Origin of the sequence: Priestia sp. JSM ZJ58 (genome assembly GCF_044383985.1) — a bacterium.
GTDB classification, from domain to species: Bacteria; Bacillota; Bacilli; order Bacillales; family Bacillaceae_H; genus Priestia; species Priestia zanthoxyli.
The window spans coordinates 1,195,769-1,215,785 of the sequence record NZ_JBISEM010000001.1 but is presented as its reverse complement, the minus strand read 5'-3'; the positions used below and the strand labels follow the sequence as shown (position 1 = coordinate 1,215,785).

Annotated in this window: 16 protein-coding genes; 3 read left to right on the top strand and 13 right to left on the bottom strand. The window is 33.6% G+C overall.

Annotated features, from left to right (window positions below; all coding sequences use genetic code 11):
- Positions 1–51 precede the first annotated feature (51 nt).
- The 5 genes from sftI to ACH6EI_RS06250 all read right to left on the bottom strand — a co-directional run bounded on the left by sftI (position 52) and on the right by ACH6EI_RS06250 (position 6,601).
- The gene (gene sftI / locus ACH6EI_RS06270; protein ID WP_098626296.1) at positions 52–1,392 is read right to left on the bottom strand and encodes a sulfoquinovose isomerase; all 1,341 of its coding nucleotides are present in this window, start codon (positions 1,390–1,392) and stop codon (positions 52–54) included.
- 113 nt (positions 1,393–1,505) lie between these two features.
- A complete protein-coding gene (locus ACH6EI_RS06265) occupies positions 1,506–3,545 on the bottom strand; it encodes an alpha-glucosidase (RefSeq protein WP_108674845.1) in 2,040 nt (679 codons plus the stop codon).
- A 56-nt stretch (positions 3,546–3,601) separates the two neighbouring features.
- Positions 3,602–4,273 carry a DUF4867 family protein gene (locus ACH6EI_RS06260; RefSeq protein ID WP_108674846.1) on the bottom strand — a complete coding sequence of 224 codons (672 nt, stop codon included), beginning with the start codon at positions 4,271–4,273 and terminating at the stop codon, positions 3,602–3,604.
- A gap of 86 nt (positions 4,274–4,359) precedes the next feature.
- Entirely contained in the window at positions 4,360–5,040 is a 681-nt protein-coding gene (locus ACH6EI_RS06255; RefSeq protein ID WP_028414826.1) for a transaldolase family protein, read from the bottom strand.
- A gap of 163 nt (positions 5,041–5,203) precedes the next feature.
- Positions 5,204–6,601 (bottom strand): glycoside-pentoside-hexuronide (GPH):cation symporter, encoded by a 1,398-nt coding sequence (locus ACH6EI_RS06250; protein WP_108674847.1) that lies wholly within the window; start codon positions 6,599–6,601, stop codon positions 5,204–5,206.
- Between the two features lie 735 nt (positions 6,602–7,336).
- Here ACH6EI_RS06250 and ACH6EI_RS06245 point away from each other — a divergent pair.
- Entirely contained in the window at positions 7,337–7,561 is a 225-nt protein-coding gene (locus ACH6EI_RS06245; protein WP_154989972.1) for a hypothetical protein, read from the top strand.
- An 84-nt stretch (positions 7,562–7,645) separates the two neighbouring features.
- On the opposite strand, the gene ACH6EI_RS06240 is transcribed toward ACH6EI_RS06245, so the two are convergent.
- From ACH6EI_RS06240 to ACH6EI_RS06215, 6 genes are all read right to left on the bottom strand, one after another.
- On the bottom strand, positions 7,646–8,389 hold the full coding sequence (locus ACH6EI_RS06240; protein WP_108674849.1) for an alpha/beta fold hydrolase: 744 nt from the start codon (positions 8,387–8,389) through the stop codon (positions 7,646–7,648).
- A 133-nt stretch (positions 8,390–8,522) separates the two neighbouring features.
- Positions 8,523–9,119 (bottom strand): GNAT family N-acetyltransferase, encoded by a 597-nt coding sequence (locus ACH6EI_RS06235; RefSeq protein WP_189643507.1) that lies wholly within the window; start codon positions 9,117–9,119, stop codon positions 8,523–8,525.
- 249 nt (positions 9,120–9,368) lie between these two features.
- Positions 9,369–10,700 (bottom strand): DUF4179 domain-containing protein, encoded by a 1,332-nt coding sequence (locus ACH6EI_RS06230; RefSeq protein ID WP_108674851.1) that lies wholly within the window; start codon positions 10,698–10,700, stop codon positions 9,369–9,371.
- Positions 10,690–11,217, bottom strand: coding sequence for an RNA polymerase sigma factor (locus tag ACH6EI_RS06225; protein ID WP_080754480.1), 528 nt, complete (start codon positions 11,215–11,217; stop codon positions 10,690–10,692). The genes ACH6EI_RS06230 and ACH6EI_RS06225 overlap by 11 nt, the downstream gene beginning before the upstream one ends.
- Positions 11,218–11,778: 561 nt before the next feature.
- The gene (locus tag ACH6EI_RS06220; RefSeq protein ID WP_108674852.1) at positions 11,779–13,200 is read right to left on the bottom strand and encodes a sensor histidine kinase; all 1,422 of its coding nucleotides are present in this window, start codon (positions 13,198–13,200) and stop codon (positions 11,779–11,781) included.
- Complete coding sequence (locus tag ACH6EI_RS06215; RefSeq protein WP_108674853.1) at positions 13,193–13,894, bottom strand: response regulator transcription factor; 702 nt, start codon at positions 13,892–13,894, stop codon at positions 13,193–13,195. Before ACH6EI_RS06215 ends, ACH6EI_RS06220 begins: the two co-directional genes overlap by 8 nt.
- Before the next feature lie 153 nt (positions 13,895–14,047).
- Here ACH6EI_RS06215 and ACH6EI_RS06210 point away from each other — a divergent pair, with 153 nt between their 5' ends.
- Positions 14,048–14,797: an ABC transporter ATP-binding protein gene (locus ACH6EI_RS06210; protein WP_221816652.1), complete on the top strand. Its 750-nt coding sequence runs from the start codon at positions 14,048–14,050 to the stop codon at positions 14,795–14,797.
- Positions 14,794–17,409, top strand: coding sequence for an ABC transporter permease (locus ACH6EI_RS06205; RefSeq protein ID WP_108674855.1), 2,616 nt, complete (start codon positions 14,794–14,796; stop codon positions 17,407–17,409). Before ACH6EI_RS06210 ends, ACH6EI_RS06205 begins: the two co-directional genes overlap by 4 nt.
- A 735-nt stretch (positions 17,410–18,144) precedes the next feature.
- Here ACH6EI_RS06205 and ACH6EI_RS06200 read toward each other — a convergent pair.
- Together ACH6EI_RS06200 and ACH6EI_RS06195 are read right to left on the bottom strand one after the other, a co-directional pair.
- Entirely contained in the window at positions 18,145–18,432 is a 288-nt protein-coding gene (locus tag ACH6EI_RS06200) for a 3-isopropylmalate dehydrogenase (protein ID WP_108674856.1), read from the bottom strand.
- A gap of 131 nt (positions 18,433–18,563) precedes the next feature.
- A complete protein-coding gene (locus tag ACH6EI_RS06195; protein ID WP_108674857.1) occupies positions 18,564–19,742 on the bottom strand; it encodes a DUF418 domain-containing protein in 1,179 nt (392 codons plus the stop codon).
- Between the last annotated feature and the right edge of the window lie 275 nt (positions 19,743–20,017).

Here is a 20,017-nt window from a genome sequence, read left to right as displayed (position 1 = left end):
TTATTATATAGTATTGGCTAACTTTTACTGTAGCAGAGAAGTACGATTTTCTTAGATATAGACCTTTGTTTCTAGATTAAGCATGCGCCCTAGTTCAATTAGATGTTCTGTCACATCACCATACACTAGTGCAAAGTGAGGCTCATATCCCGCATGCATAAGTTCATAAAGTGTGTCTGATGCATTTGTCGCCAGTTCCACTTCTACAGATGTACCTGTAAAAGGCTGCTCTACATCTAAGGCATCTCCTTTCATCACTAGAAGGCGATACCCATCAGGCGTATGACTTACCCTGAAGATCGTTACTTCTCCTGCTTTTAATCCAAAATCCATCGCAAAACCAATTTTTCTGTTAGGATGAACCCCTGCTGTTGCTCCAGTAGAAGGATTCGCGAGCGAATATGCTCCTGCACCGCAATGCCAAAAAACAACTGAGTTTTTTTCTTCGTCTATGTGAACTAAATCTCCCAGGTAAGGCGCATTTCCACCTGCTAACTCACGCAGGATAAACATGGAGATTGATCCGTGAATATCTGACTCACAGGATGTCACCATTCCGTCTTCCGTAAACTGAGATAGAGTTGAGCACGGAGCAGCTCCTAAATCATTAAAGAAATCGGGCCAACATCGCATAGCTAGTGCATCTAGCTCTTCACGTTGAATGTGCTTTTTAATATATGTGGAAAATTGAGCAAATTTAGCAACGGTTTCATCGTTTCGATTCAGACCAATCACCTGCTTTTCTGCCCGCTCAACTTCACCTATCCATTCGTGTTCTGGAAGCTTTACGCACTCTTTAAACGCTTCTTGTAAATCCATCTTATGAAGCGTTACGCCAAGTGCGCTTTTTAATTCTTCTTCGTTGGCTTGTGAAAAGAAGAATCCCGGCGGATAATCTCCCACTACCCCAATTTTTAATTCATTTAATGCTTTTAACACGCGCATAACGTTAATTTGTCTTAATAGACGATCCTGCAAGGCTTTCTCATCTGGATTTCCAAATACAAACGCAAACGGATGCTGATGATTACGCAGTACATTACTGGTGCTATTTCCGCCTGTTAACGAGTTTAAACGTAAACGTCCCCCTACACTTGGCTCACGTACGGACCAAACAATTACAGGCTGTTTAAAATACTCCAATATCTTAACCATAAATTCACCGTCGGCAAACGTAACGCTTTGATATAGAACGGTATCAATCTTATCCCCTTTAATTGAATCAAGAAATCCCTGTAATTCTTCAACTGAAGTTATAATTTGCTCCGGCGCGATAAGAGTACTGCAGTTGCCGTTCAGCCACTCCATACTTTTTTGACGATACATTTCAGCCGCTTCAATATCAAATGTTTTTCTACCTATAGGCACATATAAAACTGTTGTATTTTGCATATAGAGTTCCCCTTGTCGTAAAACTATTTGTTATAACCATTTTAAAATACATAATTACCTTTATCAACACTATTTTCCGTTTGACTACATTTCTTATATAAATAGCTCTTAAATTAGATGTGAAGTAGTTTAGAAAACAACTCACTCCATATAGATTTTTTACGGTAAAATACAGGTGGATAACCTAATGGCGCTTGAACAGTAACCGATCCTCCTGTGTGCTCTTCACCGCTCCATACATGGACCCACTGATCTTCTGGTAAATATACTTCCCACTCTGTTTGGTTTTCTTGATGAACCGGCGCAACAAGTACATCTTCACCAAATAAGTATTGATATTGAATATCATATGTTTTTTCATCTTCTTCATAGTGCATAAACAAAGGTCGCTGAACAGGAATTCCACGTCGCGCATTTTCTTCTACAAGTGATCTAATATAAGGTGCCATCGTTACATAAACATTAGACATTCTTGCTAAATGCTCTAGTGTTTCCTCATCACCGTCAAACTGAAAACAATCATCAGGACGGTTTCCTTCGTGTGTTCTCATCATAGGCGTGAAGGCTCCCATTTCTGCCCATCTCATCAGCAGCTCTTTTGAACGTTTATTACCATGTAGACTTGTGTACCCGCCAATATCGCTATGGTGTAAGCCACAGCCACTCATTCCTGATGATAAAGCTGCAGGAATAACGGAAGCTAAACCATCATCCAGCGACCAATCTACGCTTTGATCTCCGCCCCAAAGAAGCGTACAGTATTTTTGTATGCCCGTATATCCGGCGCGCATAAAGTATACAATCTCACCAAGTTTTCCTGCTTCTGATACCGCTTCATAGTTCGTTTTTGCCCACATTGTCGGCCAAGCATTATGCATAATCTTAGCGTCGACTCCATTTTTGAGCACAACATCCGTTGGTAAGTATTCGCCAAAGTCGGCCATCCATCCGTCTAATCCAAAATCAATCATGTTCTCTTTAATAACTTGTTTATACCATTGGGTAGCCTCTTCGTTGGTAAAATCCACAACTCCGCAATAAAATTCACCGAAATCCACTAAATACGTATTTCCTTCCGTATTTAATGCTAAGTATCCTTTATCTTCAGCTTCCTTATATAAATCACCTTCAATGGCTACATATGGATTAATGTAACCTAGAAAACGAATATCATTTTCTTTCCACTCTGCAATTTTTTTATCTAACTCCGGGTATTCACTCTCGTTCCATTTCCAATTCCACATTAAACGTTTGCCGAAAGAAGTAATACGTTTGCCCTGCCAATCTTGGCACCATACTCCAGATACCTTCATACCTTTCGCTAAAACTTTTTCTAATTTTTGTTCAACAACATCTGTACCGCCTTGAATACCTAAAACCACGCCGTTATATACCCAGTCTGGTAGCTCGGGCTGTCTTCCGAATAAACCCGTAATTTTTTCAACTAATTCAAGGTACGTATCCGCCGTTTCAAACAGCATATATTCAGGTACTTCCCAAACCTGCAGTTCATGGAACGTCTCATTACGAAAATCAAAGTCCGCGTATGCCGTTGTTTCTACGTGACAATAGTACTTTTTACTAGATACATATGTAGGCTGAGGAAAGTTGGTATTATAGTAATCTCCTCCAGCTCTATCAACTACATCAGCTTGCCATGTTACATATGTCTGTTTGTTTCTTCCTACGCCCGGCTCAGATGTCCATAAAGGAAAGTTTTTTCCTCTCATATTAAAATGAGAAAGTTGTTCTCCGCATCCATAGACTTTTTCCTGTTCATCTGCAGCTACTCGTAGCCAAAAGCGATTAATGTTCGCATCGTGTTTTTGGTATTCTACTTTTAAGCGGTTCTCTTCTTCCTTAACTATAAGAGACAGCATAGTATCTCCATTTTTATAGTTGGAGAAATCTATTTTATATGCCCCTTTTACTTCTTCAACAGTTGCGTAGCGAAGAGCTGTACGTTCAGTCACATAATCTTTAATATCAAAGTTCCCTCTATACATTTCAATCGTTTCTTCTCCATAACCAACAAACAGCATTGGCTTTTGTATTGTATGCTGAAGCAGAACTACACCGTTAAGAGCAACTTCAAATCCATCTTGTAAGATCTCCACATTTACCCCTTTAGTTACGTTTAAGGTACCTGACATTTTTATCTCTCCCATCAATTAATAGAGCTTAGTCTTTTGTCTAACATTCATGCGCTCTATTGATAAACTTTAATATTTTCTCCTTTTATACCGGGATGTGCGCCTTTATTAATTAATTGCGCTCTTTCAGGATGAGCAATTAACCATTTATTTTTCATAAACAATAACTCATCTTCTTTTGTTCTTTTTTGAATATTAGTTGATAACGGATCATTTGTTCCTTTAGGTAAAATGACGACTGTTTTAAACCCTTCGTTATTGACCTTACAAGGAGCAAAATGTAATGTCGTACCATACAATTCAACTGCTGTTCCTTCAGGTACAAAGAAAGCGATTACATCACTTGAATTAAAAAAGTTATTTTCAACTCCCTGTACCTTACCTAATAAAAGAACCATATCCGTTATAGCGATGTTAATTTCACTGCTTTTATGATACTCAAGACCATTCAAAATTGAATTAGGACCATTACAATATCCAATTTGAATAGGCATCTCACCATAAAAAGCTTCTTGAAGCTGATCTTTAATAATGGTATTTTCCATCTCCGTGACGGATGCTACGTATACATTCTGATCTTGAGGAATAGTTAAACTATCCATATATGTTTCTAGTTCACTGAAATCGTATTCATTAATTATCTTTCCATAAGGCTTAAATTTGCTGTCCTCTATATGATAAAAAGGTACATGTTTATTTAAGTCTTTCATGTATTGAAAGCTGCTCAACGTTTTCTTCTCTCCTTTTCTATGTAAAAAGCCCCTCCAAGAAGATAATAAGATTCTAAGAGGCGCCTTTTATAAAATACATATGTTTATTTTAAGACAGGAGCTTCTGTGACTGTATTATCCCAAGCGTTGCGAAATTTGTTTAAACCATAGTCTGTGAACGCATGCTGGAAGCTTTCTTTATATACATCAAATCCGCAAGTCACAATATGCGCACCAGCTTTTGCCGCATCTACAATTTGTTTACCATTACGTAAAGCAGCAACAATGATTTCTGTGTTGTAATCGTAGTTTTTATAGATATTCACAATATCCTGAATGTATTGAGTTGTATCGTCCCCGCTATTTTCTTTCCAGCCGACAAATGGAGATACAAATTTAGCTCCAATTCTTGCAGGCTGAAGTGCTTGTGATGGCGAGAAGACAAGAGTGACGTTAGTAGAAATACCTTCTTTTTCAAATTCCTTTGCTGCAATTAAGCCAGGCTCTGTGCATGGAATTTTAATAACAAAGTTTGACGATAATTTAGCAATCTTTGTCCCTTCTTCTACCATATCTCTAGCATTATCTAAATGAGGATTGATTTCCACTGAAATTGGGAAGTTTTCGACTCCTTTAAATTCACTTGCAAATTCATCTAAAACCGTTAAGAATGGTTTACCGCTGTTCATAATGTGGCGAGGGTTTGTTGTAACTCCATCAATTGCCCAGTTTTCATACGCGTAACGAATTTCCTCTAAAATTGCACTATCTAAAAAATACTTCATCTTTATACCTCCAGTTAAGTGACTATTACCCCTAAAAGATAATGACCTTTATATAATTTGTAATAACCTTTGTATTTATAATATGAAAACGCCACCAATATTTCAAGTACTTTTTGCTAGATTATTAAATTAATTTTGTATTTCGTCCATTTTACCTATCATCTTACATTGGTATTCTATTTTTACTTTTAGCAAGATCCGCTACGATTTTATTGTATTTTTCATCTGAAAGTTTATAAAAGAAAAACATGACAATAATCGTTGCAATGGCTAATGCACTTGGATAAATAAACATTAACCCTCTGATTCCCTCCAGTACATTTGCACTTTGCACCGCGTTTGGAACGTAACCCACAACTCCTAACACAACGCCAGGAATAAAGCCTGCAAGCGCTTGAGAAAGTTTACGGAAGAACGTAAAGAAAGAATACACAACACCTTCAGATCGATTTCCAGTCTTCCATTCGCCATACTCTACAGCATCAGAAACTAATGCCCAGTTCAAACTGTTTACAAATGAGCTTCCGAAGAAAGCAAAGCAAGCTAATGTAATAAAAATCACTGCGTTATCTGCAAAAACATAAGCTAAAATGTCTCCTACAGCCCAAATCGCGCACCCTAATATGTACGTAGATTTCTTTCCAATTTTTTTAACCATGAAAGGAACCATTGCTACGCCGATAAATACACAGCCGATACTAAAAAAGCCCATATAAGGAACGATTGCTACATTTTTTAAAACGTACTGACAAAAATAGACTTGTACAGCAAGCTTGACGTTAAAAGCTGAAAAGGTAAACAAATTAACTAAACAAAGAATGAGTAAAGGCGTATTCTTAAAAAGACCTTTATAGCTGTCAGTCAGCTTTACATTTGTGTTTTGGGGTTTTTCATACACATATCTTTCTTTTACATTGGCATAACAATAGACTTGTAATAAAACGCCCAAAAATGCAAAAATAGATACAGCCACTAAATAACCAGTAGATTGATTGTTAAACATTAAGACAATCGGCATAAACCCTACAGTTGTAATAAGAAGGCCTAAATTTGATCCTGCTTGTCTAAATGATGCCATTTCTGCTCGTTCAACGGGATCTTTTGTCATCGCAGGTACCATTGATCCATAAGGAATATTTGAAATGCTATAAATCGTTCCAAATGCCATATACGTTACATATGCCCATATAATCTTTCCGGTTATTGAAAAATCAGGATTAGTAAAGCTGACTATCGTTATCAAAGCAAGCGGTATTGCAGCATAGAGAAAGAATGGTCTAAATTTTCCTTTAGGGCCTATCTTCTTACGGTTATCAATCCAAGTACCTACTGTAATATCAGCGAACGCATCCCATATTTTCGTAATTAAAAATACTAAACCTGCTGTTGCAGAAGGCAAGCCTAACGCATCGGTATAAAACTTCAGCAAATAAATTTGACCCAAGTCTAACATAAAGTTATTTCCTACATCTCCCAATCCATAAGCAACCTTCTCTTTAACTCTTAGTTTCTTAGGCGTATTAATTGAATGTTCTACATTTTGAACCAATGGCTGTTCCATAAGTTCTCCCCCTTTGATTAACACATTTTAAGACTTCACATTAAACATGCATCACACAGAAGATTACAATTTTGATAGACTTCCAAACTTATAACCTCCTCTAAGTTGATACTAAAATCACCTCCCCCTTCATAACATCACAATGTTTAAAAAAAAGTTACTACCTTTTTATTTATAATATGAAAACGCATACAAATTATCAAGTGTTTTTTTTATTTTATTTACAAAAGGCTGAATAATAATAACAATAAATCTATAGATGTCCCTGGAGGAATAAGGATTCTTTTTGGGTTGTGTGTCGGAAAGAATGGTTATGTGCACTAGTTTTATACATGATATAAAGAACTTTCCAAAGAATAATTATGATAAAATGGGGTTAAAAGGAATTTAAAAATTAAAAGAGGTTAAATCAATTTGGGAAGAAATTTTGTTATAACGTTATTCATTTGTGTATTAAGTATTCTACTGAAAATTATAATGCTTGTTCTAAATTTGAATGGCATTTACGTGCAAGGCACCAACTTTTCTGAGGACACTATTGACCTTATTATAAATACCGTAATCCTATTATCCGTTACCAGGATTATTATGTATAAACTAAAAGATAAAACGTTAAAAACCCTTACTGTTATATGTTCGACCTTTCTCATAGTAAGTAATTTTTGTTGGTGGCTGCTTATAGATAGTGATACTGCATACACTACTTTTTATTCCCCTAGCAGGAATGAAGCTTTTGTGGTTAAAGAAACGCGTCATAGTGAGGTCTATCAACTGTGGAAATTTAAATTATTATCAAAAAAACTTGTGGATATTCGTGGTGATGATGGTTACAGAATGTTTTACGAGGATAACTACAAATTAGAATGGATGAATCAGAACCAATTAAAAATCCACTATCTATTTGACCCAATAAGCCCTAATGATTATAAGAATGTAACTGTTACATACAAGGAATATTAAATATCTAGATATACTAACAGCCTTTAGATTTGCCAACCTAAAGGCTGTTTTGATTGTTGAAACAGGTATTACATGAGCCCCAACTTATTTTTTTACTTCGTCCAAAGTAGCTTTAATAATATTAATAATGACCTGAGGTTGATCAACATGAAGAAGGTGCCCTGCGCCCTCCACAACAATATGTTTACTTTTCTTTGACAAACGTGTAAGGTCTCTTTGAAATAGATTCCAAGCTGCAAAAGATTCAGCTGTGTGATAAGACTGTAGGCCAGCGCTCACAATTATAAGGGGGACGTCTCCCAAAGATTGAACTTCACTTATTTGCTCAAAGCTTTTTTCAATATCACCTATAGAACCTTCGACTGAAAACTGGCTAAAATAAATAGACCTCATTTCTTCAGTAAATAATGGTGGCATAATTTTATTTTGGTCTTCATGACAGGAATCTAAAAGGATAATTCCCGCTACTTCTTCAGGGTATTTACTAGCATATAACCTTACATTTGCCCCTCCAATTGAGTGACCTACAAGTACGTATGGTGCTTTAATATTGGCATTTTGTAAAAGAATATGTAAATTTTCAACGGACTGCCTACTGTCTTTTGCTCTAGCATCTTGTTCACTTTCTCCCAGGCCTGATCTGTTGTAGATAAAAAACTGAGCAAATTTTGAAACTTCCTCCTTGATTGGATTCCAGTAATCATAAGTGCATCCATATCCAGATTCGAATATAATTGTTACGTCTTCATGTTGTTTTTCAAAAAACTCGTAAGAAAGTTTAATACCGCCAATATCTTGCATTTTTCCTGCTTTAATTACTTCTTCCATATAAAAACCTCCAGGTATATTCAGGTTTTAATAATCCATTCACTGTATAAATCTTATTGTTTAAAAAAGAGTATTCCTAAAAATATCCTAATAAAAATAAGTTTGATCGATAACACAAAAGAATTAGTCATCATTACAGGAGTTCCTTTCGATAGCAATAGCACTCATGCACTCTATCGTATTCACGAATAATCTTTTCCTTTTCAGGCCCTGTATAATGGGCAAATGCCTGAACTGGCTGTAAATAGTGGACTGAGCTACTAAGGGCTTTTTTTATTTCCGTAGATGTTTCAAGGAATACATGTAAATAAGATGCCGTGGTTTTAAAATTGTTTTTTAAATACCATTTATTTACCCAGTGATCATCCCGAGTCCACGCTTCAAGATAAGTAATCCCTAGCTTTCTAACTTGATTTTCTGCTTCACAAAGCAGTTGATTGGCAATTCCCTTGCGACGAAAACCTGGATGAACAGCAAGATGCCAAATCATACCTCCAAGCCCGCTCTCTAAACCGGAACAAACCGTGCCTTTTTGAGATTCACATTCAACATCAATAAGTCCCACAATTTGCTTATTTTCTACAGCCACTAGCTCAACAGCTGAATTTTTATATTTCTCTTTCACTCTAAGAACGTTATCAAAATAAGCAGTGTCCAAGAACGATAATACTCTACACCGAAGCCATTCAGTTTCATCTGTTTCTTTATAATCTCTTATATACAAGAAAATCCTCCTAAACTTATTAATCGCTTAAGAAGACCTTTTCTTTTATCACTTATAAATTTCCTCGTTTATACCAAAAGTTTTTATTTAGTGGGGTAAGAAAGTACTATTACGGATACTTTTTTAAACGTATATCTTTCCAATCCATATGTATTGTAACCTTAACTAATCAACGTTAAGGCGAGCTATTAAAATCGTTAATGCTAAAAAAGCTAAGTTTCTTAGTGCGATAAGTAAGAAACTTAGCTTTATCTTTTATTTAGATACTTTAACAACTGTACCATTTACATTGATTGCTTTGATTTTTGATAAATCTAACGGAGAAGAAGGTAGAAATTTAGCTTTAACGCTTTTATTATCACTAAAGTTTTGTAATGAGTCGAGTGATTGAATGCTTCCATTTTTCATTTTCACACTCACTTTTATGTTATCAGTATCTTTAAATTGGCCTTTTCCATATAGCGTTACACCTAGAGATGAAAGGGTCATTTTAGTTGCTTTCCAACTGCCAAAGTCTTCATTAAAGTTCAGGCTTTTTTCATTTTCTACAGAATGCAGTTTAAATGTAGTGCTCCAATCACCTTTTGTAAAATTACCGTTAGATACAAGGTGTCCCATCAGCTTTAACTTACTAAGATCTTCATTATTTACATCAAAAATATATTCTACATATTTATTTCCATAAACGGTTTTCCCTGATTTTTCTACTCCATAATGGACGCTAGAAGAAGCATTTATCTGCTTTCCAAAGGAATCAACTAAGTAAAAATCTCCGTGGCTATCGATATCGTCATCGGACCATTTTGTTTGAACGTGAAGTTGACCATCCACAATTCCAATGTTCGATACATGCATAAACTTTATTTTTGGCAGGTAAAGAGTGGTTTCGTTAGGTTTCAAGATTTCTATCTTTTCACCTTTTTCAAGTTTATTAAACATCTCTCCACCACCTCCAGACGTACTATCTGAGTTAATAGAAACTGTCGCTACTTCTTTATTTTTCAAATCTGCTAAGTGAGTGTCTACATGAATACCATCATGGTTATGCTTGTGGCTAAGGAAAGAGCTTACTTGGAAATTTATTTTTTTATGGTTTAAGTTTGTGCCTCCGTTTGCTTGAACTCGTAACGTCGCTGTGTTTGTATCTTTATCGTAGTCAACAATTTGGCTATTAAACATATGCCCTTCAGTTAGTGTGTAATCATAAAGGTCCAACGTTTTGTCTATGCGGTTACCGGTTAAATCTTGCATCGTAACATAAATAACAGCCATTTCATCATCATTCATGGCACCTATAACCTTCATTTTTATTCCTTTATCTTCACTAGTGGTTTCAATAGGCTGAAGAAACAAAGCAATGTCAGGACTAACAAGAGATAGTAAGTGATTAAAACTTGGAAAGGCCGCTGCACTTACACCTGCAGAGCCTATAAGGAATAAGGCTGCGGCAGCCGGAAATACAATTGCTTTTTTAAATGTTCTTCTTGGTTGCTCCAATTTAGCCTTTTCTACACCGAGTTTGGCTCTCATATGTAATTCTTTTGGAATTTCAATTTGTTCAAGTTCTTGTTTCAGTTTATTCTTCATAAATACCAACGCCTTTCACTTGTTTACGAAGTTTAGCTAAAGCACGATATAAAATAGATTTTGCCGTGCCCAAAGGAATGGTTAACGTCTCAGCTATTTCCCTAAAAGAATAGCCTTCGTAAAATCTTAAAATAACCACACTTTTTTCATCTTCATTTAATTCTTCTACTAGTTGGTGAAGGGACAATGTAAGGGGAATATCTTCAATGTCTGAACCGATGATTTCCTCATGTTCTGGATGTAATTGAACGACCTTGCTATTTTTTCTTAGATGATCGATTGCGCACCTAATGGTAATCTTGATTAACCATGTCTTAAAGTATTCAGGCTTTTTTAATGTATCTATCTTTTTAAAAGAACGGTATGCTACTTCTTGTACTACATCGAGCGCATCGTCCTTATTTTTGACATATACATAAGCCATTCGATAAATATCTTGTTCATATGTCTGAAAAAGCTTCAAAAAGGCTTTATCATTACCTTTTTGAGCTTTTTTAACGATCCTAATAATTGAAATTCATCCTCTCTGCTTTTTCCTTTTATACCTATTAGACAAAGTTACTTGGCATTTGGCTTAAAGTTTTATAAAAAATAAGAAGATAAAAAAACAAGAAATACATATCCCTTGTTTTTGCTCACTTTATTCAACTTAACACCACTTTTTACAAGTAAATTACTGAAAAGCAATATACTCTATTTCCTTTTTCTCGTTTATATAGTTTTGTATATTTTTGTTAAAAAGACGAGTCACGTCGATGTATACAAAATGTACCTTAACTAGGTCCTCCACAAATATAATAAGATACCCTCCGTACCAATTTTAACAGTATATTCACCTAAAAATATTGTTGTTAGAAATGCCGCATGCCCAAACTATTAGATATAAACAAAGCCGCCTGTACACATATAAAGAATAGATGACCTTCATTATGTATAAACTGAATTTTTATAATTTTTTAAATTCATTAACGTATACTTTTATGGATATGTATCTTTACATATTATGGAGTATGGTCAGTTCTCAGAGAAAAAAATTCCATTTAACATTAATTATTAATAAAATTAAAAGACTACATTGCTAAGATGTAGTCTTAATAGGTAGGACAATTTCAAAAATAGTTCCTTGCCCATTATTGCTATGAACTTTAATAACTCCTCTATGTTGATCTATAATTTGTTTAGCTATAGACAACCCTAATCCATTGCCTCCCGTTTTTCTATTCCGAGATTTTTCTCCACGATATAGTGGTGTAAATATATGAGGAATCTCGCTAGGTGAAATTCCAATACCGGTATCTTTTATAATTATTTTGCAATATTCTCCGTTTATAGTTGTAACCGTGACACATACTTCTCCTTTATTAGGAGTATACCTTATAGCATTTCCTATTATGTTTTCTAAAGCTCTAGATAAGAGATACTGATCTCCATCTATAATGATAACCTCTTCACCATTATAATTAGATTGTAAGCTTATCCCTTTCGTTAAGGCTGCTGGATAGAACCCTTTAATCGTGATATCAACTGTATCAGTTATATTGATTTCTTTAAATTTAGGTGTAGGTTCAATATAATTAACAGTAGTAAAAGTATGTAAATCATTAATCAGTTCATTTAAAATATTTGCTTTCTTATAACTAATATTAACATATTTATTAATTTTTTCAGGCGTATTGGCTATTCCTTTTTTTATTCCTTCCAAGCACCCGCGAATAGAAAAAAGAGGAGTCCGTAAATCATGTATGATAGAGGATATAAAAATTTTTCTTTCCTTTTCCATTTCATTCTGCTTATCCAGGGACTCTTTTAATGTTTCCTGCATACATACTATAGCTTCAGAAAGTTGATTTATTTCCTTTACTGGAGTATGGGGTACATTAAAATTAAAATTTTGTTTACTTACTGAGTCAGTAGCTTTCCTGAATTCCTTCAGTGGAAAAAGTATTTTTCTTTTAATAAACCTTACACTAATTACTAAAATTAAAACAAAAATAGATAACCAAATGAACGCTCCTCCCCATTCATTGATTACATAGGATATCCATCTGTTAGGGGTATGTTTCGTCTCAAAAGTACGATTATCTTGTACATAGACTACGCCCAGTAGCTTGCCATTAGAATAAATCTTATATTCTTCCAAGAAACTTGACAATCCCACCTTATTTTTGGAAATATCTGAGTTTAATTCATACTTATTAGAATTGTTAATGTTAGAAAATATTTGCTTTTGTTTTCGATCTATTAGCTTTATTTTAATTCCTAATTTACTAGTTTTTTCATTAATTGATCTCTGCCATGATAAATTATTCCATTGTTTCACATCATCTAAAACATACTTCTTCATCCATGTATCTAAGTTATCCAATTCCACATTCTTGTAAGGAGAGTAAAAATCTTCATACAGATGAACAGTTAATCTTGTAATAAATAAAGGAATGACTAAAAATAAAATTAAAAAGATTAAGGCCCATTTCTTTATAGATAATTGAAAATTAGTCACCTGAAACCCCTTCTGCTTTATACCCTACTCCCCACACTGTAGATATTTTAAAATCATTTGTTTTTTCCTCAATTTTATCTCTTAATTTACCAATATAGACTCTTACACTATGAAAATCCCCCTGGTTATAGCCCCAGATTTTCTCAATAATTTGGTCATATGTAAAAACTTGATTAGGATTAGTCAAGAAAAGCTTGATAAGATCGAACTCTTTCGCTGTTAGGGTAACTTCTTCATCCTGTATAAATAAAGATCGTGTCAGTGTATTTAATTCTAGACTTTTAAAGCGTATAACTTCATTTGTTTTATTTTTCAATTGATTATTAAAATTAGTTAGTCTTCTTTCAATTGCCTTAATTCTTGCTACGATTTCCCCTGGAGTAGCATCTTTTACAATATAATCATCTGCTCCAATGTTTAATCCTCTAATTTTATCCGTATCGTTTTGTAAAGCACTGAGGAAAATGATTGGCATACTATACAATTCCCTTAAACTTTTACAGAGAGTGAAACCCGACTCTTCTGGCATCATGATATCCAACAATATAAAGTGAATGTCTATTTCAGAAAGAATTGCTTTTGCCTTTTTTCCGTTTGTAGCTTTATAGACTTTATAACCTTCAATACTTAGAAAATCCTCTAATAATTCAGCTATTTCTTCCTCGTCATCTACAATTAAAATGTTTTTATTCATAATAGGTTCTCCTCATTAATTAAATTCCACTTAATTATAACAATAAATTCTTTTTGTATTTATTTTTGTTAATTTTGATACTTTTTTTATATTTATTGAATAATATCTTTAGATATTTTTCTTAATATAAACCCTATAAGGGGGTTATTAATGATGAAAACTATATTAAGCCTTGAAGATATTACAAAGGTATATGGTGAGGGCTCTAATGAATTTTACGCACTAAAAAATGTAAATGTGACAGTCAGAGAAGGCGAATTCCTAGCCATTATGGGGACTAGTGGTTCTGGAAAATCTACTTTGTTAAATATGATGTCTGGTCTAGATAAGCCGACAACAGGTGAAGTGATTCTGGGTAACCAAAAGATTAACAATTTAAATGATTCTGCTTTAACAACTTTAAGAAGGGATAATATAGGGTTTATATTTCAATTTTTTAATTTAATACCCGTTCTCACAGCTTTGGAAAATGTTACTTTACCCATTGACCTTGCAGGAAAAAGAAAAGCAGAAACGAAAGGAATAGAAATTTTAAAACTTTTAGGAATTAGTCTATTAAAAGATTCATATCCTTCCCAAATGTCTGGTGGGCAGCAGCAACGTGTTGCAATAGCACGGGCATTAGTGACAGAACCTAAAATTATATTGGCTGATGAGCCAACTGGTAGTTTGGATTCTAAAACAGGAAAAGAGATTTTAAATATATTGAGACATTTTTGTGATAATTTAAATCATTCCCTTGTAATGGTTACTCATGATGCGAATGTAGCATCCTATGCCCATAGAGTGATTTTTTTACAAGATGGAACAATTCATGATGAATTAGTATTAAAAACCAAAAATTTATCTGCTAAAGAAAAAGTTTCTAGTATAACTGCAAGAGTGGAAGGTATTTTATTATGAGTTTAATTTTTTCTCTAGCAAACAGTTTTCTTAAATCAAAAAAAAGCCGGACAATATTATCTATTATAGGGATTTCAATCGGCTTTATGTTACTTATTTCTTCCAATATATTAATGAGTACTTTAGAAAAATCAAATGAAAACATAGTTGAGGAGAAATACGGTAATTATGATTTAATAGTAGGTTATCAAAAATCTAGTTTATTTTTAAATAATAGCGATGTAGATAAAATTAATGAATTTGACAATGTTCAACAAACCAGCCCATTTCTTTATCCATACATTGGTAAAGGTAACCCTTATAAAAAAGAGATTGAAATACAACCAATGTATGTGGGATTAAAAAATGATTCTTTATCAAAGGAGCATGAATTCACGAAGCTATCTTCAGGTCATTTACCTGGAAAGTCTGAAGTGGTTATTCCATATAGCTGGGCCAAAGCAAAGAATTTAAAAATAGGTTCTAAATTAACTTTTCCATTTCCACCAAATGAAGAAAAAACCGTACGTGTATCAGGAATTATGAAGAAAAGTGAATACCTTCACTCGGTTGTTTTATTCCAATATGATTGGTTAGCTAAAGCTACTTCTCAAAATAATCATGTTACAACACTAATGATTAAATTAAACGACTGGCATGCGAAAGGACAAGTAATAAATCAATTAAAAGAGATTGATCCTAACTTTTTTATTGATAGACAGATAAAAATGGATAAAGAGCGCGAGCAATTAGGAGGCCTCAAACCTGTTGTTCAAGGATTAAATATAGCAGTATTAATCGGGAGTGCCCTTTTGTTAATTAGCACGTTGCAAATGTCAATTCAGGAAAAGAAAAAAGAACTAGCTACTCTAAGGTTGTTAGGTGCAAAGAAGTCACAAATAGCATGGTTAGTTATTTCCGAATCAGTAATTATTGCAACTTTATCTGCTATACTAGGTGTCATTTTTGGTATAGGAATCTCTTTTATCCTGAAGGGTATAATAACAAAAGTGAGTGGAATATCAGTAGAAAACATTTATATTGAATGGCAATCCATTATGCATAGCGTTTTATTAGGTATTCTTATAACAATAGTAGCAAGTATAATTCCTGCTACTTTAGCTAGTAAATTATCTCCTATTCAAGCATATAGACAATCTATTGATACAGAACATAAAACAAGGATTGTTTTACCAACTATTAGCGTTTGTTTAGTTTTCCTATCTGTTGCTTTAAGCTTTTTTAATTATATAAAAATCCACAATCCTAAGATCTATATACTTTCAGCTGCCATATTAATTTTATCTACATTCGTTGGTATTTCTTTCTTGTTAAAATGTACAGTTAAAGTATTATCCTTTATAATTAAACCTTTTTTAAAACAATATAGTCTATTAGCAAGTCGTAATACGATTAGGCAGTTACGAAGAAGCATACAAATAGCAGGTGTAACCATGCTAGGCGTTATCATAAGTATTGTTGGGATAAGTGTTTTAACTACAGTTAGAGATACAACGGAGAAATCAATATTAATGAAATACCCTCTAAGTCATGTAATTGACTCTAATTCAGAGTATGATGAACCTGGATTACCGTTAACTTTTTATAAACAGGTCGACAGCATTCCTGGGGTAAAATCAGTCCCAGTTTATAAAGATATTACGGTATTCACTCAAAATTTTGATAAATCTAATGTTAAAAAGAATTCAAAGCTTATGTTGTACAATGTAAATAAAGAAAGTGAAGTGATGACAGCTCTACAAGGTGTAGACTTTAATAAGATGAAGAACAGTTTACCCTTAAAAGTAACTAAAGGAAGTATAAACACAAACGAATTAAACCAAGGTGGAGTGGTCATAACAGATTATGGTTCTAAAGTGTTAGGCTATAAATTAGGAGACTACATTAAATTTATTCATGATACGGAATTAAATTTTAAAGAAGATAAACTTGAGTATAAAGATGAAAAGTCTAAAGAGCAAATACTCCGTCTAAAAGTAGTTGGTATTATAAAGGATTATCCTATGCAAGAAGGTCCTGACATAGGTATCTACACTTCACCTGAATTTATGAAAAAACGTTTTAATATAGATAGTATAAATGAAGTTTATTATAAAATACTTGATAAAAAATCTCAAAGTGATATAGAGAATAAGATTGAAACTTTAATTGGAAGTCAGCCTTCATCTAAAGTTATATTATATAACCGTCAAACTGAATTAGAGACGTTATATAATCAATTTAATCAGAGGGTTGCCATTTTATTATCATGTGTTGTGTTAATTTGTCTGTTAGCTATGATAGGGCTAATGAATGGTATGGCAAGTAGCCTTCAAGAACGTTCACGAGAGTTTGCTACAATTCGTGCTTTAGGAAGTAAGACCAAAAGTATAGTTCGTTTAACATTAGTAGAAGGCGCTATGGTTACATTAGGTGGTGGAATCCTAGGAGTTCTTTTTGGATCCATACTATTAAACCAACTACTACTATCCCTTGATAATAATAGTGTTACTCTCCCTTGGAAGATGATATTAATTTGCTTAATTATTACTCCTATAATGGGTTTAATTGCAACCTTAATTCCAGCATTGTATTTGTCGAAAAGGGATATCCTTAAAGAATTATCTGAGTAATAATATAAGCCAGCTATGATTAGCTGGCCTTATTTAATGGTTCCTTTTTTAAATTTAACAAAACTAAATTATATAAATCTCATTATAAGGTCCAAAATAAAAATCATGTGCAGGCATACAATAACGTATTTTCACCACATAAACTATATTTTTCTGTACAAGCCTATATATATACCATACACTTTTTATACATCTTTCCTCCACTCAGGCATTGAGTGAATGCCTCTGTATCAAAGATGTATAAAATCATGTATAAATGGTAAATACGAAAAGTAAACGAGCCCTTGTGTATCAAGGACTCGTTTTTGTGGTGTGTTCCGGAAATAACGATTATGTTAACTATAAATGATTAACATATGCAAAGTATTTTAAGTTTTATATTGTATAGTTATTTGTTTGTTTTACGATAGTCTTTGAAATAGTAGATTATAAAAATGGAAATAAAGAAACCGATGAAAAGTCCAATAAGACTTTCTACCTGAACATCTTTATCTCCAATTACTTGACCATAAACTATTCTAAATACAATACCAATAAAAGAGAGAACAGCAGCTATTATGGTAATACGTAAAAACTTTATAAAAATCACACCTTTTTATTAAGTGTATTACCGTTTTTTAACGTATTCAAAAGACTTACACATAAAAATTAGGGTTTTGAATTGCGCACCCTTCCTAGACCTCACATTATGGTAACTACAAATTTATGAAGTATAAGTCTTCCTAAGCAAATTTTTTATTTATTGTTATATTGTTTTATAACTGTGACTATAACTGCCATTAACAGAACAATTGCGCTATTGATAAGTAAATAGTATCCAACTTGTAAACCATAAAATATTGCAAAAGCGTCTCTAATGATCAACAGTGCTAATATACCGCCTATTGCCCCAAATAAAGCCGCCAGTATTAGTATTGTGAAAGCAGCAGCGTATAGACTTTTCTTTTTTTTGTAGGAGATAAATCCAACGACATTTGAAATTATAATAAAGAGGCCGATAAGTATTAAGAAAAAGGTAGCCATTTTCTTTAATTCTCCTCTACGGACTATTAATTGGTTAAAATTATCGATACCTAATATCACTTTAACATAAAATTCTATGTAAAAGTTTTGCTTCTTATAACATGTTTTATATTCATCCAAAAGAAGCTGACTTACATTGTAAGATCTTTCTTTATATTTTTCTTTATAGTTAAACTGGCTAGGCGTTTACGCGCTGATTCCATAGGACCCATTTTAAAATAACGAAGCCACAAAGTAGCAAATAATATTTGAAACAAACAGATTAGTATCCAAACAAAAATGACGAAGAATGAACGAGGGTGTCCACCCAATCCAAGGCCCCATCCATAAAATAAAATTGAGCTTAAAACATTTTGTAACACGTAGCAACTTAAAGACATCTTACCTACTTTTTCTAAAACTCTCCATAATGAAAAGGCCTGAAATTTTTCAATTAGAAAACTAATGGCTCCCATGTATCCAATCGATAAAATAGGGGCAAACACATACCTTACTGGAAAATCAAAGTATCCTCCAGGAACAAATAATAATAGGTTTAGAGGTAACCCAACTAAAAGGCCCGCTTTCATCATCTTCTTTCTGATATTAATACCATTGGAATTATTGTCAAAAGCCCCTATTCTCACTAGTAAAACACCAAGTAAAAACATGCATATATTAAATGGAATGACGAAAATGGCTTCTGTGCGCAGCTCCCAAAAATGAAAAAGTCGATACTGAATTTGATTCATCCATGATCCATGTTGATAAAGGTTCACCACTTCTTTTGGGACAGCAACTAGCTCATCTCCTATTGAGTTAGTTAGCACACCTAAGAACACAAGTACTATAAAGAAAAGATGAATCGCTGCTGCACTAATCATTGTTATTCGTATCATTCTCTTTCGCATTTTTACGATAAGTGATACGACAATGGCAGTTACTGCATAAGACATTAAAATGTCGTACTCTAAGACAAAAATAAAGTGCAAAAGCCCTTCCATTAATAAAAGTAAAGACAGCCATATGTACCTTCCCGGCCAAGTCTGATTTAATCGTTTTGATTGCTGATATTTCAGTTCTAAACCAACACCAAACATAATAGCTAAGAGGCCAAGTAATTTTCCGTTAATTAAGGACAGAAAAAGGATTCTTAAAAAGTCATCTCCTGATAACCACCATTGATTATGGTTAAAAGTAAATATATAATTTATATCTCCCAGATAGGCAAACAGCCAAATATTTGTTCCTAATGTTCCCAGAATCGCTAGTCCTCTTAATATATCTAAAGAGCGAATTCGTTTTTTATTCTCCACTTCCCATGCCCCCATCCTTTACTTTCATTCTAATAACGTTCCGAATACATTTCTAAAAAGGATTGTTTATTTTCGTTACTCTCCTTCTTGATATGTCATAGTTCAACTATATTAGATTACGTCGCGTCACCTTCAACCCTTATTTTTAAATGAATGAATGAATTATTTTTAGTGCAATAAAGAGAGCGTAGATACGTTTTGAGAAGTGCGAAGGCTGCCTGCTTTGGAAACAGGTTTAGCCAAAATCCAAAAGATATACTGGCTTACGCAGAGTACTAATTACAAAAAAA

Excerpts from the sequence above, each read along its gene's own strand:
- sftI (WP_098626296.1), bottom strand. The coding sequence starts at position 1,392 with ATGCAAAATACAACAGTTTTATATGTGCCTATAGGTAGAAAAACATTT.
- ACH6EI_RS06265 (WP_108674845.1), bottom strand. The coding sequence starts at position 3,545 with ATGTCAGGTACCTTAAACGTAACTAAAGGGGTAAATGTGGAGATCTTA.
- ACH6EI_RS06255 (WP_028414826.1), bottom strand. The coding sequence starts at position 5,040 with ATGAAGTATTTTTTAGATAGTGCAATTTTAGAGGAAATTCGTTACGCG.
- ACH6EI_RS06250 (WP_108674847.1), bottom strand. The coding sequence starts at position 6,601 with ATGGAACAGCCATTGGTTCAAAATGTAGAACATTCAATTAATACGCCT.
- ACH6EI_RS06240 (WP_108674849.1), bottom strand. The coding sequence starts at position 8,389 with ATGGAAGAAGTAATTAAAGCAGGAAAAATGCAAGATATTGGCGGTATT.
- ACH6EI_RS06230 (WP_108674851.1), bottom strand. The coding sequence starts at position 10,700 with ATGAAGAATAAACTGAAACAAGAACTTGAACAAATTGAAATTCCAAAA.
- ACH6EI_RS06215 (WP_108674853.1), bottom strand. The coding sequence starts at position 13,894 with ATGAATAAAAACATTTTAATTGTAGATGACGAGGAAGAAATAGCTGAA.
- ACH6EI_RS06210 (WP_221816652.1), top strand. The coding sequence starts at position 14,048 with ATGAAAACTATATTAAGCCTTGAAGATATTACAAAGGTATATGGTGAG.
- ACH6EI_RS06205 (WP_108674855.1), top strand. The coding sequence starts at position 14,794 with ATGAGTTTAATTTTTTCTCTAGCAAACAGTTTTCTTAAATCAAAAAAA.
- ACH6EI_RS06200 (WP_108674856.1), bottom strand. The coding sequence starts at position 18,432 with ATGGCTACCTTTTTCTTAATACTTATCGGCCTCTTTATTATAATTTCA.
- ACH6EI_RS06195 (WP_108674857.1), bottom strand. The coding sequence starts at position 19,742 with ATGGGGGCATGGGAAGTGGAGAATAAAAAACGAATTCGCTCTTTAGAT.